Origin of the sequence: Yoonia sp. (genome assembly GCF_046292185.1) — a bacterium.
Classification (GTDB): Bacteria; Pseudomonadota; Alphaproteobacteria; order Rhodobacterales; family Rhodobacteraceae; genus Yoonia.
In genome coordinates, this window is sequence record NZ_JBKBQY010000056.1 from 1 (window position 1) to 22,650 (window position 22,650).

General features: G+C 58.9%; 22 protein-coding genes. 17 read left to right on the forward strand and 5 right to left on the reverse strand.

What is annotated here, in order from left to right:
* From ACK4TM_RS11210 to ACK4TM_RS11220, 3 genes are all read left to right on the forward strand, one after another.
* The coding region (locus tag ACK4TM_RS11210) for a topoisomerase C-terminal repeat-containing protein (RefSeq protein ID WP_409701255.1) at positions 1 to 773 on the forward strand (773 nt) is incomplete at its 5' end.
* 89 nt (positions 774 to 862) lie between these two features.
* Positions 863 to 1,567, forward strand: coding sequence for a CoA transferase subunit A (locus ACK4TM_RS11215; protein ID WP_409701258.1), 705 nt, complete (start codon positions 863 to 865; stop codon positions 1,565 to 1,567).
* Complete coding sequence (locus ACK4TM_RS11220) at positions 1,567 to 2,205, forward strand: 3-oxoacid CoA-transferase subunit B (RefSeq protein ID WP_409701260.1); 639 nt, start codon at positions 1,567 to 1,569, stop codon at positions 2,203 to 2,205. Before ACK4TM_RS11215 ends, ACK4TM_RS11220 begins: the two co-directional genes overlap by 1 nt.
* A gap of 56 nt (positions 2,206 to 2,261) precedes the next feature.
* Here the strand turns inward: ACK4TM_RS11220 and ACK4TM_RS11225 are convergent, their stop codons facing one another.
* The gene (locus ACK4TM_RS11225) at positions 2,262 to 3,098 is read right to left on the reverse strand and encodes a lytic transglycosylase domain-containing protein (RefSeq protein ID WP_409701263.1); all 837 of its coding nucleotides are present in this window, start codon (positions 3,096 to 3,098) and stop codon (positions 2,262 to 2,264) included.
* A 344-nt stretch (positions 3,099 to 3,442) separates the two neighbouring features.
* Here ACK4TM_RS11225 and ACK4TM_RS11230 point away from each other — a divergent pair, with 344 nt between their 5' ends.
* The 14 genes from ACK4TM_RS11230 (at position 3,443) to pdeM (ending at position 18,660) form a co-directional block, all read left to right on the forward strand.
* Positions 3,443 to 3,649 (forward strand): hypothetical protein, encoded by a 207-nt coding sequence (locus ACK4TM_RS11230; protein ID WP_409701266.1) that lies wholly within the window; start codon positions 3,443 to 3,445, stop codon positions 3,647 to 3,649.
* Positions 3,650 to 4,048: 399 nt separating this feature from the next.
* Positions 4,049 to 4,879: a Flp pilus assembly protein CpaB gene (gene cpaB / locus ACK4TM_RS11235; RefSeq protein ID WP_409701268.1), complete on the forward strand. Its 831-nt coding sequence runs from the start codon at positions 4,049 to 4,051 to the stop codon at positions 4,877 to 4,879.
* Between the two features lie 275 nt (positions 4,880 to 5,154).
* Positions 5,155 to 6,585 carry a type II and III secretion system protein family protein gene (locus tag ACK4TM_RS11240; RefSeq protein WP_409701271.1) on the forward strand — a complete coding sequence of 477 codons (1,431 nt, stop codon included), beginning with the start codon at positions 5,155 to 5,157 and terminating at the stop codon, positions 6,583 to 6,585.
* A gap of 14 nt (positions 6,586 to 6,599) precedes the next feature.
* Positions 6,600 to 7,244, forward strand: a complete 645-nt coding sequence (locus tag ACK4TM_RS11245; protein WP_409701274.1) for an OmpA family protein — start codon at positions 6,600 to 6,602, stop codon at positions 7,242 to 7,244.
* Positions 7,245 to 7,468: 224 nt separating this feature from the next.
* Positions 7,469 to 8,713 carry a CpaE family protein gene (locus ACK4TM_RS11250; RefSeq protein ID WP_409701277.1) on the forward strand — a complete coding sequence of 415 codons (1,245 nt, stop codon included), beginning with the start codon at positions 7,469 to 7,471 and terminating at the stop codon, positions 8,711 to 8,713.
* A gap of 10 nt (positions 8,714 to 8,723) precedes the next feature.
* A complete protein-coding gene (locus ACK4TM_RS11255; RefSeq protein WP_409701280.1) occupies positions 8,724 to 10,160 on the forward strand; it encodes a CpaF family protein in 1,437 nt (478 codons plus the stop codon).
* 5 nt (positions 10,161 to 10,165) lie between these two features.
* The gene (locus tag ACK4TM_RS11260) at positions 10,166 to 11,131 is read left to right on the forward strand and encodes a type II secretion system F family protein (RefSeq protein WP_409701283.1); all 966 of its coding nucleotides are present in this window, start codon (positions 10,166 to 10,168) and stop codon (positions 11,129 to 11,131) included.
* Positions 11,132 to 11,134: 3 nt separating this feature from the next.
* On the forward strand, positions 11,135 to 12,097 hold the full coding sequence (locus ACK4TM_RS11265) for a type II secretion system F family protein (protein ID WP_409701286.1): 963 nt from the start codon (positions 11,135 to 11,137) through the stop codon (positions 12,095 to 12,097).
* Positions 12,098 to 12,110: 13 nt separating this feature from the next.
* Complete coding sequence (locus tag ACK4TM_RS11270; RefSeq protein WP_409701289.1) at positions 12,111 to 12,671, forward strand: tetratricopeptide repeat protein; 561 nt, start codon at positions 12,111 to 12,113, stop codon at positions 12,669 to 12,671.
* Between the two features lie 27 nt (positions 12,672 to 12,698).
* Positions 12,699 to 13,553, forward strand: a complete 855-nt coding sequence (locus ACK4TM_RS11275) for a tetratricopeptide repeat protein (RefSeq protein ID WP_409701293.1) — start codon at positions 12,699 to 12,701, stop codon at positions 13,551 to 13,553.
* Between the two features lie 4 nt (positions 13,554 to 13,557).
* Entirely contained in the window at positions 13,558 to 14,049 is a 492-nt protein-coding gene (locus ACK4TM_RS11280) for a prepilin peptidase (protein ID WP_409701295.1), read from the forward strand.
* Between the two features lie 118 nt (positions 14,050 to 14,167).
* Complete coding sequence (locus ACK4TM_RS11285; RefSeq protein WP_409701297.1) at positions 14,168 to 15,478, forward strand: ATPase; 1,311 nt, start codon at positions 14,168 to 14,170, stop codon at positions 15,476 to 15,478.
* Between the two features lie 93 nt (positions 15,479 to 15,571).
* Positions 15,572 to 17,977 carry a ligase-associated DNA damage response DEXH box helicase gene (locus ACK4TM_RS11290; RefSeq protein WP_409701310.1) on the forward strand — a complete coding sequence of 802 codons (2,406 nt, stop codon included), beginning with the start codon at positions 15,572 to 15,574 and terminating at the stop codon, positions 17,975 to 17,977.
* Positions 17,978 to 18,015: 38 nt separating this feature from the next.
* Positions 18,016 to 18,660: a ligase-associated DNA damage response endonuclease PdeM gene (gene pdeM, locus ACK4TM_RS11295; protein WP_409701299.1), complete on the forward strand. Its 645-nt coding sequence runs from the start codon at positions 18,016 to 18,018 to the stop codon at positions 18,658 to 18,660.
* Positions 18,661 to 18,693: 33 nt separating this feature from the next.
* Here pdeM and folD read toward each other — a convergent pair whose 3' ends face one another.
* The 4 genes from folD to ftsH all read right to left on the reverse strand — a co-directional run bounded on the left by folD (position 18,694) and on the right by ftsH (position 22,646).
* Complete coding sequence (gene folD / locus ACK4TM_RS11300) at positions 18,694 to 19,587, reverse strand: bifunctional methylenetetrahydrofolate dehydrogenase/methenyltetrahydrofolate cyclohydrolase FolD (protein ID WP_409701301.1); 894 nt, start codon at positions 19,585 to 19,587, stop codon at positions 18,694 to 18,696.
* Positions 19,584 to 19,901, reverse strand: coding sequence for a chorismate mutase (locus ACK4TM_RS11305; RefSeq protein WP_409701304.1), 318 nt, complete (start codon positions 19,899 to 19,901; stop codon positions 19,584 to 19,586). The genes folD and ACK4TM_RS11305 overlap by 4 nt, the downstream gene beginning before the upstream one ends.
* A gap of 124 nt (positions 19,902 to 20,025) precedes the next feature.
* Positions 20,026 to 20,604, reverse strand: a complete 579-nt coding sequence (locus ACK4TM_RS11310; RefSeq protein ID WP_409701307.1) for an MOSC domain-containing protein — start codon at positions 20,602 to 20,604, stop codon at positions 20,026 to 20,028.
* A 128-nt stretch (positions 20,605 to 20,732) separates the two neighbouring features.
* On the reverse strand, positions 20,733 to 22,646 hold the full coding sequence (gene ftsH / locus ACK4TM_RS11315; RefSeq protein WP_409701313.1) for an ATP-dependent zinc metalloprotease FtsH: 1,914 nt from the start codon (positions 22,644 to 22,646) through the stop codon (positions 20,733 to 20,735).
* Between the last annotated feature and the right edge of the window lie 4 nt (positions 22,647 to 22,650).

Below are 22,650 nucleotides of genomic sequence, written 5' to 3' on the forward strand. Positions count from 1 at the left end.
CGAACTATCCTGAATGCCGCTATACCCGTCCCTTCGGTCCGCCTGATCCGGAGGCTGAAAAATCCGCCATCCCGCCCGATGGAAAATTGCTGGGCCATGAGGCCGGCGATGAAATCCGTATATTCAAGGGCCGCTTTGGCCCCTATGTGCAACGCGGTGCCACGAGCGAGGCAAACCCCAAGCCCGACCGCACCGGCGTGCCGCAGGGCTGGGAAGCAGAAGAGCTGGATCTGGAACAGGCATTGCGCCTGCTGGAACTGCCGCGCCCGCTTGGCCCGCATCCCGAAGACGGCGTCATGGTCTGGGCCAATATCGGCCGCTATGGCCCCTATCTGAAACATGCGCCCAGCACGTCGGATCGCGGCGGCACCAATGCCAATCTTGACGGGATCGACGAAGTCTGGACCGTGGGCATGAACCGCGCCGTGCAATTGCTGGCCGAAAAGGTCGCGTCCCGCGGCGCACGTGGCAAGGCCGCCGTACCGATCCGCGAACTGGGTGAACATCCGCAGGCGGGTGGGCCGGTCAATATCTATGACGGCAAATATGGTCCTTATGTGAAATGGGACAAGATCAATGCCACGATCCCCGAAACGATCACGCCGGACGATCTGACACTTGCGCAGGCGATTGACCTGATCGATGAACGGGCGGCCAAGGCAGGCAAGAAAAAGCCCTCGGCCAAGAAGGCGCCCGCCAAAAAACCGGCGGCGAAGAAACCCGCTGCCAAGAAACCCGCTGCAAAGAAACCTGCCGCGAAAAAGGTGGGCTGACGGGTCGCGGTGCTGCAATGCAGCGTCGCGATTGACTTTGTCCTGCGTCCGCGACAGTTTTACCCCTGAACTGGATCAGGGGGAGCAGAATGAAAAAGGTTTACGGCTCGGCGTCGAAGGCGCTGGATGGGCTTTTGTTCGATGGCATGTTCATCGCTGCGGGCGGCTTTGGCCTGTGCGGGATTCCCGAATTGCTGCTTTCCGCGATCAAGGATGCGGGCACCAAGGATCTGACCTTTGCGTCCAATAACGCAGGCGTTGACGATTTCGGCATCGGAATATTGTTGCAGACCCGGCAGGTCAAAAAGATGATCAGCTCTTACGTCGGTGAAAATGCCGAATTCATGCGCCAATATCTGTCGGGAGAGCTGGAACTCGAATTCAACCCGCAAGGCACGCTGGCCGAACGCATGCGCGCCGGTGGCTGCGGTATCCCCGGTTTTTACACCAAAACCGGCGTCGGCACGCAGATCGCCGATGGGAAAGAGCATAAGGATTTCAACGGCCAGACTTATATTCTGGAACATGGGATCTTTGCCGATCTGTCCATCGTCAAGGCATGGAAAGCCGATGAAACCGGCAATCTGGTGTTCCGCAAGACCGCGCGCAACTTCAACCCGCCTGCCGCGATGTGCGGCAAGGTCTGCGTGGTCGAGGTGGAAGAAATCGTGCCGACCGGCAGCCTTGACCCCGACCACATCCATTTGCCGGGGATTTACGTGCACCGGATCGTGCAGGGTCAGCACGAAAAACGCATCGAAAAGCGCACGACGCGCCAGCGGGAGGACGCGTAATGGCCGATCAGATCAAAGGCTGGGACCGCAACCAGATGGCCGCGCGCGCGGCAGAGGAATTGCAGGACGGCTGGTATGTGAACCTTGGCATCGGCATTCCGACGCTGGTCGCCAATTACGTGGGCGACAAGGATATCACCCTGCAATCCGAAAACGGGATGCTGGGCATGGGGCCGTTCCCATTTGAAGGTGATGAAGACCCCGACCTGATCAATGCCGGCAAGCAGACGATCACGGAATTGCGGCGGACCGCCTATTTCGACAGCGCCACATCCTTCGGGATGATTCGGGGCGGCAAGATTGCCGCGGCGATTCTGGGTGCCATGGAAGTCGCCGAAAATGGCGATCTGGCGAACTGGATGATCCCCGGCAAGCTGGTCAAGGGGATGGGCGGCGCAATGGATCTGGTCGCTGGTGTCGGTCGCGTGATCGTGGTGATGGACCACACCAACAAACATGGCGAATCGAAGGTGTTGAAATCCTGCACCCTGCCGCTGACCGGGCAGGGCGTGGTGGACCGGATCATCACCAATCTGGGCGTGCTGGATGTGGTCGAGGGTGGTTTGCGCATCGTGGAATGCGCCGCTGGCGTGACCGAGGCGGAACTGCGCGCCGCGACCGAGGCGACCATCGTCTGAATATTGACGGATGCGATCCTGTCGGAAAGGAGACCTTCCCCGCGGGGAAGGTTTTTTCAGATGCCGTTGACGTTGAAGACGCAGCCGTCGGTGATCAATTGGGGTGGCGTTTGGCACAGGCCCTTGGCGACCTGCCAGGCGGCCAGCACCTTGGGCACGTAATCCAGTGTTTCGGCGAAAGGTGGGACGCCGGAATGCCGCTGCACGTTGCCTTCGCCTGCGTTGTAGCTGGCAAGGACCAGCACCGGGTCATTGTCGAACCGGGCCAGAAGCCAGCTCAGATAGGCCACGCCGCCTTTGATGTTCTGGCCCGCGTTCATGCTGTCGCTGACGCCGAAACGGCTGGCGGTGGCGGGCATCAATTGCATCAGGCCCTGCGCCCCGGCGCTGCTGACCGCGTCGATCCGGCCCGCGCTTTCGACCGATATCACGGCCAGCACAAGGGCGGGCGAGACGTTGGTGCCGACCGTTTCGCGCAGGATATCGCGGCCATATGACGCGGCGATATTCTGTAGCGCCTGCAAGCGTGGGGCGGGGATGCCCTGCCCTGCGGGCGGGTTGTTGATCCGGTTGATCGCCAGTTGCAGGCGCGCCGGGCTGGCATCGCCCAGTGATGATGGCACCGCGTCCCAGAACCAGCCGAATCCAGCGCGGGGGCGCGGCAGGGCCAGCGGTGCCGAGGCGGGTTCGGCGCGTGGTTCGGCATAGACCGGGCCACGGCGTGGCGCATTGGGGTCGATCTGCACGGTGATGCGGCCGGTTGTTTGTCCCGCTGCGGGGACGCCGACGCGTTTGAAGGTGAAATCCGGTTGCATGCGTTCGACCTGCGCAAAGCTGGCCTGTCCGCACAATGCGATTGCGAAGGCGGAGACTGCCATCCAAATCCGAGTCATTGATTTACCTGCCCGTTTTTTGTTCCCTGAATTATGGCAGAAACCTGTCAAAAGGCCATTTCCACGTCAGGTTGCGTCGGATTTTTCGTTTGACCGGGGGCTTTTCGGCAACGGAATCTGTTGGGTGAGCAAGGCGGTTTCTAATTTTTCATATTACTATCAATATGTTAATAAATAGTTAACGCTGGGGCAGACAAAGGCGAAAAAAACGCGGGTTTCGTCAAATTCCCGCCCCATTCTTACAGCTAAATGTATCTGTCGGCGGTCACCAGACAACATTGGTTGCCCTGGACGAGCGTACATATGTTTTAACCTGTCTAAAGATACCCTGAGGAGGGACAAGAATGCTTAACTTTATCAAAAACTTCCGCCACGACGAAGACGGCGCAGTCACAGTTGACTTCGTGGTTCTGACGGCAGCGATCGTGCTGCTGGGTCTGGCTGTTGGTGCTGCGATCAGCACCGGTGCGAGGGACGCTGCGGACAACATTGGAACAGAGCTGGGCACCATCACCAATAACACGACCACGCGTCCAGCAGTGCCAGACTAAGATCAGAACCCTTTCTACCTTTGAAGGTAGAAAGGGTTGCCACAAGGCTATGTTTTTAAGGTTATATAACAATAACAGTATTTGGTGGCCGACGAAAATGGCGATGTTAAGAAACTTTCGGCGTGAAGAAAACGGGGCTGTCTCCGTTGATTTCGTCGTGATAACAGCCAGCATCGTTATTTTGGCACTTGTTTCCATACCGCTTATAAACGCTGCGACTGTCGGCGAGGCTGAAAAAATTAGCAATTACCTTTCCAATTTTGATCCGCGAGACGAGTAGCTGCTTGACTAGCATCAACTTATTGTCGCTACCCTCGCCGTACCTTCAGTTTATAATTCAAATCACGCTCAATATGTGCGACACGCAGGCTACATATGTCCATTGAGCAAGGATAAGTGATGCGCGCAGTTTTTGGTCTGGTTCTTCTGGTCGGCATGGGCCTTGCCGGTTTCGCCGTCTATATGGTCAACCAATATATGGAAGCACAGACAGCCCAGCTTGACCGCGCGCGCGAAGTCGCCGCAACCGCGCCGGCCACCATCGAAGTCCATGCCGTCAGCCGCCCGCTTACCTATGGCGAATTGCTGACCAAGGACGATGTGCGCATCATTCGCTATGTCCGTGACGCCCTGCCCGCAGGCAGCTTTGTGACCGAGGAAGAATTGTTCCCGCAGGGTGTCGATGTGCCCCGCGTCGTCACCCTGCCGATGCTGGAAAACGAAGTCATCATGGCCAATAAAGTATCCGAACCCGGGGCCAGCCGCGGGTTGACGGCGCTGGTCGAGCCCGGTTATCGCGCGTTCCCGGTGCAGGGCCGGATCGCATCGGGCTTCGGCGATCTGCGCCCCGATGATCGGATCGACGTCTATTGGACCGGGCGCCTGCGCGATGGCCGTGAAGTCACAAATCTGATCAAATCCGGTTTGCAGATCATCGCCATCATCGGAGAGCCCGGCGGGCGCACCCCACAGAATGTCATCGTGCAGGTCACACCAGAAGAGGTCGCCCTGCTGACACAGGCGCAGAATTCCGGCCAGTTGACCCTTGCGCTGGTCGGCACGGGCGATGTGACGGCGACGGGAAATGTGACCGTGGATAATTCGGCGCTGACCGGGGAACAGGATGTCGTCGCGGAACCGGCCCCTGTGGTGCAGGAACGGCAGCGCTGCTTTGTAATCCAGCGCAGCGGGATGACACGGACCGAAGTCGAGATTGAATGCTCTGAATAGCAGGGCATGGGCGTAATCCATGCCAGCACATCGCCTGTGCGTTGTTATCGGGCGATGCTGGCGGGGCGCAGGATTCGCGCCTGATTACAACGTATTGCGCCGGGACCGGTCGCCCGAGACAATGAGTCGCAGGGCTAAGTGTTGCGCTTTATCCTCATCCAGTTTGGTCTACAACACATTGATTATTGTAATAAATGACCACCTGACGCATGATCCCGGCAGTACGGGCGAAAAGACCCCATGAAACGAGGCGTGATCGGAGAGGCAGGTCACTTATGCAGAACAACAGATTTCTTAGGGCCGCAGTGACTGGCTTTTTACTGTCGGTGATGGCGATTGCCCCGACCACCGGATCAGCCGACGCCTTGCGCGTGTTGCGCGGTGCCGCGTCCAGCGCGCTGGATGTGCCGATGAACCGCGCCGTCGTGGTGGAAAGCGATGTGCCCTTTACCGAATTGTCGATTGCGAACCCCGGTATCGCGGATATCTCATCCCTGTCGGACCGCACGATCTATGTGCTGGGCAAGGAGCCGGGGCGCACGACGCTGACGCTGTTGGGGGGCGATGGCCGCCTGATCACCAATGTCGAGGTGCATGTCACCCCTGATATGGCCGAATTCAAGGAACGTCTGACGCAGATCCTGCCGGGCGAGAATATCGAGGTCCGCACCGCGAATGACGGCATCGTGCTGTCCGGTACGGTCAGTTCCATCGCGCGGCTGGACCGGGCGCTAGATCTGGCGCAGCGCTATGCGCCGGACCGTGTGTCAAATCTGATGTCGGTCGGCGGCACCCAGCAGGTCATGCTGAAGGTCCGTTTCGCGGAAATGCAGCGGTCGGTCAGCAAGGCGTTGTCGTCGTCGCTGTCGGTGGGCGGGGCATCATTGCAGAATAACCGTTCCGTGCGCGGCGGCACCAACACGACCGTCGGCGAGGGCGGGATCGCGAATGCGCTGGCCAATCAAGTGCCCGGCGCGAATGCGAACAATGGCGCGTTCCTGTTCGGCTTCAACGCAGGCGGGGTCGAGGTTGGCCTGCTTCTGGAAGCGTTGGAATCGCGCGGCGTCGTGCGGTCGCTGGCAGAGCCGAACCTGACGGCGCTCAGCGGTCAGCAGGCCACATTTCTGGCGGGCGGCGAATATCCGGTGCCGGTGCAATCGGGTGACGGGAACATCACCGTCGAATATAAACCTTTCGGGGTTGAGCTGAACTTTACCCCGCGCGTCATCGACGGCGACATCATCAACCTTGAACTGGTGGCGGCGGTGTCGGCGATTGACCCGACCAACAGTTTTTCATCCAACGGTTTCCAGATCGACGCGTTCAGCCGGCGCGAGACTTCGACAACGGTGGAAATGCGTGACGGCGAAAGCTTTGCCATCGCCGGTTTGCTGTCCGATGATTTTTCCGATCTCAGCGGTCAGGTGCCGTGGCTGGGCGATGTGCCCATTCTGGGCGCGCTTTTCCGCAGCGCCGAATATTCCCGCCGTCAGACCGAACTGGTGATCATCATCACGCCGCATCTGGTATCGCCGACACGCGGCACTGCCTTGGCGCTGCCCACGGATCGGGTGCGTCCACCCAGCGAAAGCGATTTGTTTCTGTTCGGTCGGGTTGCAGCCAGCAATGCCCCCTCGCGTGGCGGCGCGGGCGAAGTTGCACGGCAGGACTTCAGCGGGTCCTATGGCTATGTGATGGATGAATGACAGGATCGATGGCGATGAAACCTTATCTGACACTAGCCCTGGTTGCGGCCACGCTTTCCGCCTGCGGCGCTTCTCAGCAGAGCTTTTTCTCGGAGGCCGGATCGGGGCTTGATCTGGGAAGCTTTGGCAACGCCACGGCGAATAACACGCAGCTTCATGCGAACCCGCAGAATTACACGATCAACCTTGCCCGCCGTTTCGCCGGCGAGGTTGATTCGACCGTAAACTTCGCATTCGATTCGGACGTGCTGGATGCCGGGGCACAGGCGACCCTGCGCCAGCAGGCGGAATGGATCCGGCAATTCCCCGAAGTCCGGTTCAAGGTGTTCGGCCATACCGACCTGGTTGGCAGCGAGGCCTATAACCGCAATCTGGGCTTGCGTCGTGCGCAGTCCGTGGTGGCCTATCTGACGTCGCAAGGTATCAGCCGCAACCGTCTGGAGGCTGTTGTGTCCTTTGGGCAGACGCAGCCCTTGATCCCGACCCCCGACCCCGAGCGGCGCAACAGGCGTACTGTGACGGAAGTGTCGGGCTTTGTCGAAAGCAACCCTATGCTGTTGAACGGCAAATATGCCGAGGTGATCTTTCGCGAGTATATCGTCAGCGCGCAACCCACCACACAGATTGAATCGACAGTGATATCGACCGGCGGCGGGTAAATTTCCGCGTGAAGGTCCACCTGCCTGCGCAGTGCGTAAACATTCTTTAATTTTACTACGGTATTGCCGTTTTATATATATAGTCGCGGTAGTTTGTCCGAATTGTAGACAAGACCGCTGTCGGTAGGTGGCAGGCATAAACTGCGACTGACGCGCTTTGGCCGGTTACGTCGGACACGCTGGATCATCGACGATCCGAAAAATCGTGATTGAGGACTATGAAGATGAGCACGAGCCCTGTGATTCAACACGACAATCCCCCGATTGTCGCCTGTACCATCAGCAGGGATGTGCAGCTTTTCGATCTGCTGATCGAGGATATGGAAACGGCGCTTGGGGACTCCTGGGGTGATCTGAGCTTTGACGACGCGATCACCTTTCTGTCGCAGCCAGAGGCGGCCAGTCTTCAGTTCGTGACTATCGCGATGGATGCGCAGGACGAAGACAATCTGCACAAGGTGTCAAATATCATTGCGGCGGCCAAAGGGGCCCGCATCAAGGTGATCCTGATCGCCGAAGATCTGTCGCCCGGCGCATTGCATAAGTTGCTGCGCGAAGGCGGCGATGATTTCGTACCCTACCCGTTGCCGGAAAACGAATTGGCGCGTGCCATCGCGCGGGTGCTGGCCGTGGATCAGACGCCGAAGTCATCGGCAAGCGCCCCTGCCCCTGTTGCAACGGGCGACCGGTCCGGTGTGGTGATCCCGGTGCACGGGCTTGCGGGTGGCACGGGCGCGTCGATGATGGCGGTCAATCTGGCGTGGGAGTTGGCAAATATCGACAAGGCCGATCCGCCACGGGTCTGCCTGATCGATCTGGATTTCCAGTTTGGCACGATTGCCACCTATCTGGATCTGCCCCGGCGTGAATCGGTGTTGGAACTGTTGACCGATATCTCGGCGATGGACGCGGACAGTTTCATGCAGGCGATGCTGACCTATGGTGACAAACTTTATGTGCTGACATCGCCGACGGATATGATCCCGCTTGAAATGGTTTCTTCTGCCGACATCCACCGGTTAATTGAAATGGCGCGGGTGAATTTCGATTATGTCGTCATCGACATGCCGTCGACGATGGTGGAATGGTCCCAGACGGTACTGGAAGCGGCCCATGTCTATTTCGCGATGATCGAGCTTGAAATGCGTTCTGCCCAGAACACCCTGCGGCTGAAACGCGCCCTGCAGTCCGAGGATCTGCCATTCGAAAAGATGCGATTCATTCTGAACCGTGCGCCGGGCTTTACCGATCTGAACGGGAAAAGCCGGGTCAAGCGGCTGGCGGAAAGTCTGGGTATTTCGATCGAGGTGCTGTTACCCGATGGCGGCAAGGCCGTGATGCAAAGCGCGGATCATGGATCGCCCCTTGCCGAAGGCGCGCCCAAGAATCCGTTGCGTAAAGAAATACTCAAACTTGCAAAATCTGTGCATGATGTGAACGTCACTGCCGTCGCAGACGCGAAGGCATAGGAAGCGAGCCATGTTTTCAAAGTACAAGAAACCGAACGGCCCCGGACCAACGCCCGTCGCCCCACGCGCGGCGACTGTTGCCGCTGATGCACCCGACGCGCGGCCATCGTTGATGAAGGCCGGACCCGCCAAGCGCCTCACGGATGTCGGCGCGATGGACAAGGAAAAGCGGCGCAAGGACCGGTTGCAGGAAATCAAGCTGGACCTGCACAAGGCATTGCTGGAAAACCTGAACCTTGCAGCACTCGATACCGCGACCGAACAGGACCTACGCACCGAAATCAACGCCATCGCGAATGAGACCCTCGAAGACATGGGGATCGCGCTGAACCGTGAAGAACGGCAAACGCTGAGCCAGGATCTGTTTTTCGAGGTCACGGGCCTTGGCCCGCTGGAAACCTTGCTCAAGGATGACAGCGTCAACGATATCCTGGTGAACGGTCCGCAGCAAATCTTTGTCGAACGCAACGGCAAGCTGGAACTGACCGATGTGACGTTCAAGGATGAAAAGCATCTGCTGCGGATCATTGACAAGATCGTATCCGCCGTCGGCCGCCGCGTGGATGAAAGTAACCCCTACGTGGACGCCCGTCTGGCGGATGGGTCGCGTTTCAACGCGATGGTGCCGCCGATTGCGGTGGATGGATCGCTGGTGTCGATCCGGAAGTTCAAGAAAGACAAGCTCGGCATCGACGATCTGGTCCGGTTCGGGGCCTTCAGTGAGGAAATGGCAGCCTATCTGCAGGCGGCGGTGTCGACGCGGCTGAATATCATCGTTTCCGGCGGGACCGGGTCTGGTAAGACGACATCGCTGAACGCCCTGTCCGGTTTTATCGACGACAGCGAACGTATTCTGACCATCGAAGATACTGCCGAACTCCAATTGCAACAGACCCATGTCGGCCGGATGGAAAGCCGCCCACCCAATGTCGAAGGCAAAGGTGGCGTCAGCCAGCGCGATTGTCTGAAGAACGCCCTGCGGATGCGACCTGACCGGATTATCGTCGGCGAAACGCGGGGCGAAGAGGTCATCGATATGTTGCAGGCGATGAACACGGGCCATGACGGGTCGATGACGACGATCCACGCCAACTCTGCCCGCGATGGTGTTAGCCGGTTGGAAAACATGATCGCCATGGCCGGGATCGATATGCCGATCAAGGCGATGCGCAGTCAGATCGCGTCCGCTGTGAACCTGATCGTGCAGGTGTCGCGTTTGCAGGACGGATCGCGGCGCATGACCTCGATCACCGAGATTACAGGTATGGAAGGCGACGTGATTTCGATGCAGGAAATCTTTCGCTATCAGCGCGTCGGTCTGACCCCCGAGAACAAGATCATAGGCCATTTCACCGCGACAGGCGTGCGCAGCCACTTTTCCGAACGGTTCAAGCTGTGGGGTTATGATCTGCCAGCGGCGATCTTTGAACCCATGGTGGCGGAGTAAGCAAATTGATTTCTGTCGAACCGCTTATCTATGTCCTGATCTTTGTCGCGGTTCTTGCGCTGGTGCAGGGTGCTTATCTGGTCATTTTCGGCAGATCGATCAGCATGGACGGCAAGGTCAACCGCCGCCTTGAAATGCTTGATAAAGGCGGCAATCGCGAACAGGTTCTGGATCAGCTCCGAAAAGAGATGACCCAGCATATGAAGTCGCAGAGCATTCCGATTTATTCGCTGCTCGCGACCAAGGCGCAGAAAGCCAATATCGCCTTTTCCCCCAGCCAGCTAGTGCTGGTGATGATGGGGGTAAGTGTCGTGGCCTTCGTCATGCTGACATTTCTGACGGAGGTCGCTGCGGCCGTTCGCGCATTGGTGGCCGTGCTGATGGGCGTGGGTGGGGTCTATATCTGGATCAGCAGCAAGGCGAACAAGCGGATGAACCTGATCAGTGAACAACTGCCCGATGCGGTAGAACTGATGGTGCGATCCTTGCGGGTCGGACACCCGTTTTCATCCGCAATCAACATCGTCGCGAAAGAGGTTCCTGATCCGCTGGGCACCGAAATGGGCATCATTTCCGATGAAACCGCCTATGGCCGTGACATGGGGGAAACGCTCAAGGCGATGGCGGAACGGCTGGATAATCAGGATATGCGATTTCTGGCGGTGGCGGTGACCATCCAGCAATCATCAGGCGGGAACCTGGCAGAAATCCTTGACGGGTTGGCAAAGGTGATTCGCGCGCGATTCCGCCTGTTCCGCCGGGTCAACGCCATCACCGCCGAGGCGAAATGGTCAGGCAAACTGCTGTCGGCATTCCCAATCGTTGCCTTGATTGGCATCAATCTGGTGCAACCGAATTATTTCGACGAAGTCATGCAGAGTCCGATGTTCATCCCGGCGTGTTTCGTAGTCGGCGCATTTCTGGTGCTGAATCTGATCGTGATGCGCGCCCTCGTTGATATCAAGGTCTGAGCGATGCAAGCCATTCAAACCATGCTTACCGATATGCTGGGGCCCTTTGGGCCGCTGATGGTGGTCGGTCTTTTGGGCGTGTTCATGATTTTGCTGACGCTGCCCTTCTTTCTCAAACGGCAGGAAGACCCGTTTGACCGGCTGAACGCCGGCGCGCACCAGCCCGAGAAAAAGACCCGCAAGAGTGAACAATTGCGCGTCGCGTCCAACAAGGACAAGTTAGAAAAATATTCTACCTTCCTTGAACCGCAGAACGCTGAAGAATTTTCTGCCGTAAAGCTCAAGCTGCTGCAGGCTGGGTATCGCAGCAAGAATGCCGTACGGATCTACAATTTCCTGCAATTTGCGCTTGGCATCGGCGCGCTGGTCGGCGGCGCGATTTATGCACTGATCGCATTGTCCCAGCGGACAGTGGATACCCAAACCCTGGTCATGATGATCGGGATTCCAGGCGGTATCGGATACATGCTTCCCAAATACTGGGTCACGCGTCGCCGCGAAACGCGCAAACAGGCGATCACCAACGCCTTTCCAGATTCGCTTGACCTGATGCTAGTCTGCGTCGAGGCGGGGCAGTCCCTGGATCAATCCATTGTCAGAGTCTCCAACGAATTGCGCACCGGCTTTCCAGAGCTAGCCGAGGAGTTTGAAATCGTCAGTCAGGAATCCAAGGCGGGCAAGGACAAAACCACAGTATTGAAAGACATGGCAGAACGCTGTGGCGTGTCGGATATTTCGAGTTTCGTCACCGTGATGGTTCAGTCCGCGCAGTTCGGCACCTCAATTTCGGATGCGTTGCGCGTCTATGCGTCAGAGATGCGCGACAAACGCGTGATGCGTGCGGAAGAAGCCGCAAACAAGCTGCCCACGAAAATGACACTGGCCACGATGATGCTGACGGTGCCGCCGCTGATGGCCATTCTGATCGGCCCGTCCATTTACGCGATCATGACCAATTTTGGATAAGGGCGGGATTTCCATGCAGATCAGGGCAGGCGTGGCAGTGATCGCCATCGTCGCTTTGGCGGCTTGCGGAACCGGCGGCCTGAACAGGTCGAGCGGCGGCACCTTCGCGCCCGGTGCCGCCGGGATGAGCGATATCGACGGGTTGATCGTCGGGCACCGGTTGATGGCCGCAGGTGAATATGATCTGGCCCTGCGCGCCTATAACCGCGCCGCTGCGCAACAGGGGCTTAACGTTGATACGATGTCAGCGATCGGGTCGGCCAATCTTAATCTGGGGCGCTTGGGTCAGGCCGAACGCTGGCTGCGCCGCGCCGTCGAAGAGGACCCGACCTTTCCGCCCGCTTGGAACAATCTTGGTGTCGTGCTGATGGAACGTGGGCAAGTTGCCGAGGCGAGCGAGGTTTTCCGTCGCGCATTTGCAGCAGATAACGGCAATTCCGACGAAATTCGGGACAATCTGCGCTTAGCACTCGCAAATTTGAATGATTCAGGTGATGATCTAGTTGTAGAAAATCAGGCATTCAATCTGATCCGGCGCGGCGCGGGCGACTTCGTTCTGATGTCGGACCTATAGGCAAGAGCAGCAAAAAGGACGCAAAACATGCGCCAACAGATTTTTCTGACGCTTTGCGCGGCGGCCTTTGGCCTGTCCGCCTGCGAAAGATCCGGAGACGCCGAGGTTGAGCGCGCCTTGAAGGATCTTAATGTCATCGATGAATCCAACCTGAACGAAGTCATGCTTACCGTTGGCGATCCGAATGAGGCCGTCAATTATTTTGCCAATGCCAGCGTCAACGCACCTGACCGCATTGATCTGCAGCGGGGTCTGGCCAAGTCGCTGGTCCGCGCCGGCCGCCCGACTGAATCTGTCGCGGCCTGGCAGACCGTGCTGACCCATCCACAGGCCGGCGACGAAGACCGGGTCGAACTGGCCGATGCCTATATCCGTGGCAATGACTGGTCCAATGCTGCCGCGACGCTGAACACCATTCCCCCGACCTATGAAACATTTCAGCGCTACCGCCTGGAAGCGATGATCGCTGACAGCCAGCAGCAATGGGGCAAGGCTGACAGTTTCTATGAAACTGCTGTCGGGATGACCACCCGGCCGGGACCGGTTTACAACAACTGGGGCTTTTCTAAACTGACCCGTGGCGATTACCCGGCTGCGGAACGCCTGTTCGGCGATGCGCTGCGCTTCAGCCCCAGTATGTTCACCGCCAAGAACAATCTGGTGCTGGCCCGCGGCGCACAGCGCAATTACACGATGCCCGTGGTGCCGATGACGCAGGTGGAACGGGCGCAATTGCTGCATACGATGGCGCTGACCGCGATCAAGCAGAATGATGTGACCATCGGGAAATCGCTGTTGAATGACGCGATCAACACCCACCCGCAATATTTTGAACCCGCCGTGCGTGCCTTGCAGGCGCTTGAAAACAACGTGGCGAATTAAGCAGATGGGCCTGACGGCATATGCAGCCTTCTGGTTTTTGCCAGCTGTCATACCGATTGCGATCTATGTCGCGTGGAGCGATCTGAAGCGGATGAAAATCCCCAATGTTGCGGTCGTTACGCTGGTCATCAGCTTTGCGATCCTGGGCCTGATCGCATTGCCGTTCTCGCAATACCTCTGGCACTGGTCCCATCTGGTCATCATATTGTTGCTGGGGATCGTGCTGAATGCGGCGGGTGTGATGGGTGCGGGCGATGCCAAATTCATGGCGGGCGCTGCCCCCTTTGTTGCTGTGGCGGATCTGCAATTGATCCTTGCGCTTTTCGCCGCCTGCCTACTGGCGGGTTTTGCGACCCATCGGATCGTGAAACACAGCCCGTTGCGCGGCTTGGTGCCTGACTGGCAAAGCTGGTCCAGCGGCAAAAGGTTCCCTATGGGTTTTCCGTTGGCAATGACGCTCTTATTTTATCTTTTTCTTGTGGCATTTTACCGATAGTTTTTCAGCAATGCCTTTGACTGGCGCTGCTTTGTCCACGATTTGGCCATAATGGTTAGTCATCTGTAAAGCGTTCCAGCGTATTGCAGGCATGACTTTCATTGACGAGGCTTATCGAATGAATATGCAACCAACCAATGTCATGGCGCCGCCGCCGCCGAAAAGCCTGTCTGCGATGTTGCTGCCTCTGCCGTTGATGCGCGATATCCTGATCAAGACGATGTTCCGGATGAACCTTGATCTGGTGTCACAGATCAGCCGCGCGATCTGCCTGCCGGTGTCGGTTACGCAGGAACTGGTGGATATGATGCGCACGCAGCTTCTGGTCGAGGCGACAGGCACATTGAACGCCAATAACGGCAATGAAATGGGCTACCGGCTGACCGATGGTGGCCGCGCGCGCGCGTTGGATGCCTTGGGCCAGTCCGAATATTACGGTGCAATGCCGGTGCCTTTGTCAGTCTATGCAGAACAGATAGAACGGCAATCGATCCGCAATACCCAGCTCACGCGGGACCAACTGGAAGCCGCGATGGGCCATCTGGTTTTGCCACCGGACCTGCTGTCCAATCTGGGTCCGGCGATCAGCGCGGGCCGGTCTATCCTGATGTATGGACCGCCCGGCAATGGGAAATCCTCCATCTCGAACGGGATCCGCGATGCGCTGGATGACAAGATCTATGTGCCGCGCGCGATTGAATATTCCGGTCAGGTGATCACCGTCTATGACCCGATCATCCATTCAGCCGCCGAAGATGATATTGACGATCCCAACAGCCTGCGCCGCACCTCGGGCCGGTTCGACACGCGCTATGTCCGCTGCCAACGCCCGACTGTCATCACCGGCGGCGAATTGACGCTGTCCATGCTCGACCTTGTGTACAACCCCATCGCGCGCACCTATCAGGCGCCTTTGCAGCTAAAGGCCACTGGCGGCATCTTCATTGTAGATGACCTTGGCAGGCAGGCCGAACCACCGCAAAGCCTTGTGAACCGCTGGATCGTCCCGCTTGAGGAAAACAAGGACATCCTCGCCCTGCAATCGGGCGAAAAGTTCGAAGTCCCGTTCGATACCCTGGTTGTGTTCTCCACCAACTTTCACCCTAATAAGATTTTTGACACTGCGGCGTTGCGCAGAATCTTCTTCAAGATCAAGATCGATGGCCCCAGTCAGGATGATTTTCTCAAGATTTTTGCCCTCGTCGCGCGCAAGCGCAAGATGCCGCTGGACGAGGCGGCGCTAGTTCATCTTCTGAACTTGCGCTACCCGGAAATCGACAATGTTTACGCGAATTACCAGCCGATTTTCCTGATCGACCAGATGATCGCGATCTGCGAATTCGAAGGCATTCCCTATCAGATGTCACCCGCGCTGATTGATCGCGCTTGGGAAAATATGTTCGTCAAGGACGAGGAAATTCAGCGCTAGACCTATCGGTGGTTTGAATTCCACAGGGTTGCCCCTACCTAGGGGTAAGGCTTTTTGCATCCCGGGACCCTCATGCCAGACATCAGACGGCCCATGCCCGCCCTTCCTGCGGTGTTTGATGACTGGTTCACCGGGCGCGGCTGGTCGGTTCACCCGCATCAGCAGGACATGCTGGACCGCGCGCAGGACCCGGCGCTTTTGCTGATTGCCCCGACAGGCGGCGGCAAGACGCTCGCAGGGTTCCTGCCATCACTGGTGGAACTGGCAGATGGGACGCATCAGGGGCTGCACACGCTTTATGTCTCGCCGCTCAAGGCGCTGGCGGCGGATATCAAACGCAATCTGCGCACTCCTGTGGATGAGATGGCGTTGCCGATCCGGATCGAGGATCGCACGGGCGACACCAGCTATACCCAGAAACGTCGCCAGCGCGCCGACCCGCCGCATATTTTGCTGACAACGCCGGAATCCCTGGCGCTGTTGATTTCCTATGAAGACGCGCCACGGATCTTTGCGGGACTGCAACGTGTGGTCGTTGATGAAATCCACGCCTTGGCCGAAAGCAAGCGGGGCGATCAGCTGATGCTGGCGCTCAGCCGGTTGCAAACCCTCGCGCCGGGCCTGCGCCGCGTCGGACTGTCTGCCACGGTCGATGACCCGCCCGCGATTGCGCGCATCCTCGCGCGCCACCCGGACCCTTGCCCGGTCCTGCTGGCCGATCCCGGCCCTGACCCGGATATCGCGATGCTGCACACGGATGCGCCGCCGCCCTGGGCCGGGGGCGGGGCCGCCTATGCGATCCCCGCCGTGCTGGATGCCGTCAAGCAGCACAAGACCACGCTGATCTTTCACAACACCCGCGCACAGGCCGAGATTTTCTTTCACAACCTCTGGCTGGCCAATACCGACGATCTGCCCATCGGCATCCACCACGGCAGCCTTGCGCGCGAACAGCGCGAAAGGGTCGAGGCCGCGATGGTCGCGGGTCAGTTGCGGGCGATTGTCTGCACCGGCAGTCTTGATCTGGGAATTGACTGGGGCGATGTCGATCTGGTGATCCAGATTGGTGCACCGAAGAATGTCAAACGTCTGGTGCAACGGATCGGGCGCGCCAATCACCGCTATAATGCCCCGTCAAAGGCGCTGCTGGTGCCTGCGAACAGGTTCGAGGTGGTCGAATGTGTCGCCGCGTTGGAGGCTGTGATCGCGCATGATCTGGACGGAGAGCCAAAGGGTCCGGGGCCCCGCGACGTGCTGTGCCAGCATATTCTGATCGCCGCCTGTTCCGGTCCTTTTCACGCTGATGATCTCTTCAATGAGGTCCGCAGTGTCGGCGCTTATGCGACCCTCACACGCGCGGATTTCGATGCCTGTCTCGATTTCTGCGCGACAGGTGGCTATGCGCTGCGCGCCTATGACCGCTGGAAACGCCTGTTGCAAACCACTGGCGGCAGATGGCAATTGCGCGATCCGCGCGCCGCGCTGCGTATTCGGATGAACATCGGGACGATTCAGGATACCGACACATTGAAGGTGCGCCTGAAGGGCAGTTTCAAACAGCTGGGCGAGGTTGAAGAGGCTTTTGCAGCCACCCTGACCCGTGGCGACACGTTCCTGATCGGTGGCCAGATCGTGCGCTATGATGGCCTGCGGGAAATGACGGTCGAGGTGACACGCGACGCCAGCAAAACCCCCAAGATCGCGACATTCATGGGGACAAAATTTGCCAATTCCACCCAGTTGTCGCAACGCATCCTGCGGATGTTCGCCCAACCCGACTGGCCCGGCCTGCCCGCCCACACCGCCGAATGGCTACGCCTGCAGCGCACTTATTCCAAACTGCCGGAAGCAGATCGCATTCTGGTGGAAAGCTTTCCGCATGAAGGGCGTCAACATATCTGCGTCTACGGATTTGCCGGGCGCAATGCGATGCAGACGCTGGGGATGCTGCTGACGCAAAGGATGGAGGAGATGGATCTGCATCCTCTGGGTTTTGTCGCCACCGATTACGCGACACTGATCTGGGGGCTGGATACCGTGACCGATCCTGCCCCTCTGTTCCGCGCACCGGACCTGCGGGCGGGGTTCGAGACCTGGCTGTCAGGCAACGCCGTGATGAAGCGTACCTTTCGCGGGGCGGCCACGATTGCGGGACTAATTGAACGCAACCTGCCGCAGGCGCGCAAATCGGGGCGGCAGGCGACGTTTTCATCCGATATCCTTTACGACACTTTGGCCAAATACGACCCCGATCATCTGATGCTGCAGATTACCAGGGAAGAGGCGTTGCGCGGACTGGTGGATTTCGGCCGGATCGAAGAAATGCTGACCCGCACGGCTGGGCGCGTCGACCATGTGGTGTTGGACCGCGTGACGCCGCTGGCGCTGCCGATGTTTCTGGAACAGGGTCGCATCGCGCTGGCGGGTGCCGGGCGCGAACGTTTGGTGGAGGATGAGGCCGCAGCCCTGATGGCCAAGGTGGGGCTGCGCACGGATTGATCCTTGCGCAGCGTCACGGCTTAACGCAAGAACACAGCATGAACGCCTATGTCTTTCCCTTTCATGGCACCTGGTGCCACGCGCTGCCGTCAGGTGCACTTTATCTGCCTGATCATGCCTTGCTTTGCGTCTCAGACCTGCATCTGGGAAAATCTGATCGGATCGCGCGGCGCAGTGGTGTGATGCTGCCACCTTACGAGGTGATCGAGACGCTGAACAAACTGGCCGAAGATCTTGCCGTGACCGATGCACGACAGGTGATCTGTCTGGGTGACAGTTTCGATGATCTAGCCGCAGCCGAAAGCCTGGATGACGACATGCGCGTGCGACTGATCAGCCTGCAGGCTGGACGCAGATGGGTCTGGGTCGAAGGCAACCATGACCCGGGTCCGGTTGATCTGGGCGGCACGCATCTGGCGCAGGTGCAGATCGGGCCGCTGACCTTTCGCCATATTGCGACGGCGGCGCGCGCAGAGATTTCGGGCCATTACCATCCCAAATACCGCCTTGCAGGGCGCAGTCGTCCTGCCTTTGTGCTGGATGCTGAGCGGATGATCCTGCCAGCCTATGGTGCCTATACTGGCGGGCTGGATTGCAGCCAGCCCGCGATCCGCCAACATTTCGGCCCACAGGCGCTGGCCATCCTGACGGGCCGCAAGGCGATTGTGGCCCCCCTGCCCTGACCAAGCAGCGCGTGCCGCGGTATCTTGTCAGGTTCAGACAGTCAGGCCCTCGGGCTCCGCCAGCCCGTTGGCACGGCTGCAGGCGGTGACCGTATTGGCCAGCAGACAAGCAATCGTCATCGGACCGACACCACCCGGCACCGGGGTAATCGCTCCCGCGACAGCGCGGCAGCTATCGAAATCCACATCACCAATCAGCCGCGTGCTGCCGTCATCGTTGGTGACCCGGTTGATGCCCACGTCAATCACCGTCGCCCCCGGTTTGATCCAATCGCCGGGCACCATCTGCGCACGGCCCACGGCAGCGACCACGATATCCGCCTGCCGCACCATCGCAGCCAGATCCGCCGTGCGGCTATGCGCAATCGTGACGGTGCAGCTATCGCCCAGCAAAAGCTGGGCCATCGGCTTGCCCACGATGTTGGACCGGCCGATCACCACCGCATGTTTGCCCGAAAGCGACCCGTGATGATCGCGCAGCAGCATCAGACAGCCCAAGGGCGTGCAAGGCACCATCGCCTTTTGCCCGGTGCCCAGCAGACCGACATTGGAGATATGAAATCCGTCCACATCTTTGGCCGGATCAATCGTATTGATGACCAGATCGCTGTTCAGATGTGCCGGCAGTGGCAATTGCACAAGAATCCCATGCACCGCGGGATCAGCGTTCAAGCTGGCGATCAGCGCCAGCAAATCTGCCTCTGACGTGGTGTCGGGCAGGCGGTGTTCAAAGCTTTGCATCCCGACCTCGACCGTCATCTTGCCCTTGGACCGGACATAGACCTGACTGGCCGGGTCATCGCCCACCAGCACAACGGCCAGACCTGGCAAGATGCCGTGATCGGCCTTCAAACGGGCCACATGGGTCACAACCTTGGCGCGCAGATTGGCGGCAAAGGCTTTGCCATCCAGAATATGGGCTGTCATGTCTTGTCATTCCTGTCGCTGTCCGGGCCAAGCCGGGTTTCTTCGCGGACGATGGACCAATCTATCAGCCACCGCCAAATCTTTTCGACCAGATCCGGTGAGAGGCCCTGCGCCTGTGCATGTGCGCGCACATTGTCCACAACCTGTTCGACACGTGGGGTGATCCGCGCAGGCAGGTCTGCCTGTTCCTTGATCTGGGCCGCGCGGTCGATATAGGCCGCCCGCAAGGCCAGTTGCCGGACAAGGTCGGCGTCGATCTGATCGATGGCAGCGCGGAGATCGGCCATGTCATTGCAGTCTTGCGGTGTCTTCATGTCCGGTCCTTTCGCCATGGTCCGTTCTGCCGGATACGATGGAGCACGCGATTTGACAACCGGGTATCCCGCCTTGGAAAAGGTCCTCGGTATGGCCATCGTCGTGTCTGCCCTTCGCGCGCGTTCAGACCTGCCAGGCGCGTTGGCCGGGCACATGCAGGATCACCGGATCGCCCAAACGCACCCGGCCCTCGCGTTCGACCCAGGCAGTCACCCCGCGTTTGTCTTTGGCGGCGGCTTTGAACCGATCGCCGGCGCCGGGGTGTTCGGCGTTGATCACCTTGGCCGGCAGGTGGCAGGGCTGGTTTTCCATATCCACCACAATCGCCGATCCATCGGCGAACTGCAGACGCGATGATGGCGGCAGATGTGTGAGATCGGGGATACCACGCAGCACCAAGGATGCGCCGGCATAGGCGGGGTCAAGCTGGTCAAGCCCGCAATCAGCGGCAATCTGCGCCAGTTCTTCTTCCGACATCACGCATAGCTGGCGCACATTGCGGATTTCAGTGCCGCGCTTGTGCTGGCTGATCACGCGCGAACAGGACGGGCGGGTCAAGCCGCCATGCGCCTCGCCGGGGATACCGGCATAGGTCAGTTCCGTCTCTGTCATTGCGACAGAACGCAAAGATGCATCACGATCAGGCACGACACCCAGCCAGACCACTTCACCCACGATATCTGTCTTTACCAATGCCGGCATGCTGCCCCCTTGATCAACGGGGACCCTGCCCCAACGTCAGGGCCACTATCCCCGTCAGGCGCATCCTCTTCCAAAGGCACAGGGGCTGCAACGAAAAACGCCGCCCGTTCAGGGGCGGCGTTGAACAATTACGCTGAAGGTTCCGGTTCCATCCCGCCATCGGGTTCGCGGGGTTTCTTGGGCTTGGTTTTCGGAATTGCCGTGACCGATGACCCCGCAGAAGGCGGCGTGTCATCCTTGTCATCTGCCGCATGCGGTGGCAGCCCGGCGATCACGCGCTTGATCTCTTCCCCGGTCAGCGTTTCGTATTCCAGCAGGCCTTGTGCCAGACGCTCAAATTCATCGCGCTTTTCGGTGATGATCTTGAAGGCAAGGTCATAGCCGTCCTGAATGAACCTGCGCACTTCTTCCTCGATCAGAACCTTGGTATCGGCGGACACGGAAAGCCCGGCAGTATTGCCCTGATAACCTTCATGCGCTTCGGCATAGTCGATATTGCCGATCTTGTCGGACATGCCCCATCGCAAGACCATCGCGCGTGCCAGCTGGCTGGCCTGCTGAATGTCACCAGCAGGACCGTTGCTGACGGAATCAGGACCGTATTTGATGATCTCGGCCGCTTTGCCGGCCATGGTCATCGCAAGACGCTGGTGGCATTCATCCTTGAACATGTTCAGACGGTCAATTTCTGGCAGGCTCATCACCATGCCCAAGGCACCGCCGCGCGGAATGATCGTGGCCTTATAGACCGGGTCGCATTTCGGGAGGGTGATGCCGACGATGGCATGGCCCGCTTCGTGAAACGCGGTCATTTCCTTTTGCTCGGCGGTCATCACCATCGACCGGCGTTCCGCACCCATCATCACCTTGTCCTTGGCGGATTCAAAATCCGTCATCGTGACAAAGCGGCGACCGACACGCGCGGCCATCAAGGCCGCCTCGTTCACGAGGTTCGCCAGATCGGCACCCGAAAAACCGGGCGAACCGCGCGCGATGATGCGCAGATCGACATCGGGGCCAAGCGGGATTTTCCGCGCATGCACGCCCAGAATCTTTTCGCGGCCTTTGATGTCGGGGTTCGGCACGGTGACCTGACGGTCAAAGCGACCGGGGCGCAGCAGCGCGGGGTCCAGTACGTCGGGGCGGTTGGTGGCGGCGATGATGATGATCCCCTCGTTCGCCTCGAAACCGTCCATCTCGACCAGCAACTGGTTCAGCGTCTGTTCGCGTTCATCATTGCCGCCGCCGATGCCGACCCCGCGGGCGCGGCCGACAGCATCAATTTCGTCGATGAACACGATGCAAGGCGCGTTCTTCTTCGCCTGTTCGAACATGTCGCGCACACGTGATGCGCCGACACCGACGAACATTTCCACAAAATCAGAGCCCGAGATCGTGAAGAAAGGCACGCCGGCTTCGCCCGCGATGGCGCGCGCCAGCAGGGTTTTACCCGTACCGGGAGGGCCGACCAGCAAGGCACCTTTGGGAATCTTGCCGCCAAGGCGGCTGAATTTCTGCGGATTGCGCAGGAATTCGACGATCTCTTCAAGTTCTTCCTTGGCCTCGTCGATACCGGCGACATCGTCAAATGTGACGCGGCCCGATTTTTCGGTCAACAGCTTGGCCTTGGATTTGCCAAAGCCCATCGCTCCGCCTTTGCCACCGCCCTGCATCCGGTTCATGAAATAGATCCAGACGCCGATCAACAATATGAAGGGCAGCAGGCTCAACAGGAAGGATTGGAAAACCGAGGTTTCCTGCGACCGCGCCTCGAACGGCACATTGGCACCGATCAACAGGTTTGTGACTTCGGCATCGGAAGGCGCGATTGTCGTGAAGTTGCGCCCGCCTTCGGAAAAGCGGATCTGTTCACCATCAATCACGGCATCCGTCACGCGGCCCGCCTGCACGGCTTCGACAAAATGCGAATAGCTGCGCGCATCGGCGCCAGCTGCACCCTGCGGACTGCTGAAAAGGTTGAATAAGGCCAGGACCATCAAGAACATGACGACCCAGAAGACCATGTTGCGTGCGTTACCCAAGGGG

Coding starts and splice junctions, on each gene's coding strand:
- ACK4TM_RS11215 (WP_409701258.1), top strand. CDS start 863: ATGAAAAAGGTTTACGGCTCGGCGTCGAAGGCGCTGGATGGGCTTTTG.
- ACK4TM_RS11220 (WP_409701260.1), top strand. CDS start 1,567: ATGGCCGATCAGATCAAAGGCTGGGACCGCAACCAGATGGCCGCGCGC.
- ACK4TM_RS11225 (WP_409701263.1), bottom strand. CDS start 3,098: ATGACTCGGATTTGGATGGCAGTCTCCGCCTTCGCAATCGCATTGTGC.
- ACK4TM_RS11230 (WP_409701266.1), top strand. CDS start 3,443: ATGCTTAACTTTATCAAAAACTTCCGCCACGACGAAGACGGCGCAGTC.
- cpaB (WP_409701268.1), top strand. CDS start 4,049: ATGCGCGCAGTTTTTGGTCTGGTTCTTCTGGTCGGCATGGGCCTTGCC.
- ACK4TM_RS11240 (WP_409701271.1), top strand. CDS start 5,155: ATGCAGAACAACAGATTTCTTAGGGCCGCAGTGACTGGCTTTTTACTG.
- ACK4TM_RS11245 (WP_409701274.1), top strand. CDS start 6,600: ATGAAACCTTATCTGACACTAGCCCTGGTTGCGGCCACGCTTTCCGCC.
- ACK4TM_RS11250 (WP_409701277.1), top strand. CDS start 7,469: ATGAGCACGAGCCCTGTGATTCAACACGACAATCCCCCGATTGTCGCC.
- ACK4TM_RS11255 (WP_409701280.1), top strand. CDS start 8,724: ATGTTTTCAAAGTACAAGAAACCGAACGGCCCCGGACCAACGCCCGTC.
- ACK4TM_RS11265 (WP_409701286.1), top strand. CDS start 11,135: ATGCAAGCCATTCAAACCATGCTTACCGATATGCTGGGGCCCTTTGGG.
- ACK4TM_RS11270 (WP_409701289.1), top strand. CDS start 12,111: ATGCAGATCAGGGCAGGCGTGGCAGTGATCGCCATCGTCGCTTTGGCG.
- ACK4TM_RS11275 (WP_409701293.1), top strand. CDS start 12,699: ATGCGCCAACAGATTTTTCTGACGCTTTGCGCGGCGGCCTTTGGCCTG.
- ACK4TM_RS11280 (WP_409701295.1), top strand. CDS start 13,558: ATGGGCCTGACGGCATATGCAGCCTTCTGGTTTTTGCCAGCTGTCATA.
- ACK4TM_RS11285 (WP_409701297.1), top strand. CDS start 14,168: ATGAATATGCAACCAACCAATGTCATGGCGCCGCCGCCGCCGAAAAGC.
- ACK4TM_RS11290 (WP_409701310.1), top strand. CDS start 15,572: ATGCCCGCCCTTCCTGCGGTGTTTGATGACTGGTTCACCGGGCGCGGC.
- pdeM (WP_409701299.1), top strand. CDS start 18,016: ATGAACGCCTATGTCTTTCCCTTTCATGGCACCTGGTGCCACGCGCTG.
- folD (WP_409701301.1), bottom strand. CDS start 19,587: ATGACAGCCCATATTCTGGATGGCAAAGCCTTTGCCGCCAATCTGCGC.
- ACK4TM_RS11305 (WP_409701304.1), bottom strand. CDS start 19,901: ATGAAGACACCGCAAGACTGCAATGACATGGCCGATCTCCGCGCTGCC.
- ACK4TM_RS11310 (WP_409701307.1), bottom strand. CDS start 20,604: ATGCCGGCATTGGTAAAGACAGATATCGTGGGTGAAGTGGTCTGGCTG.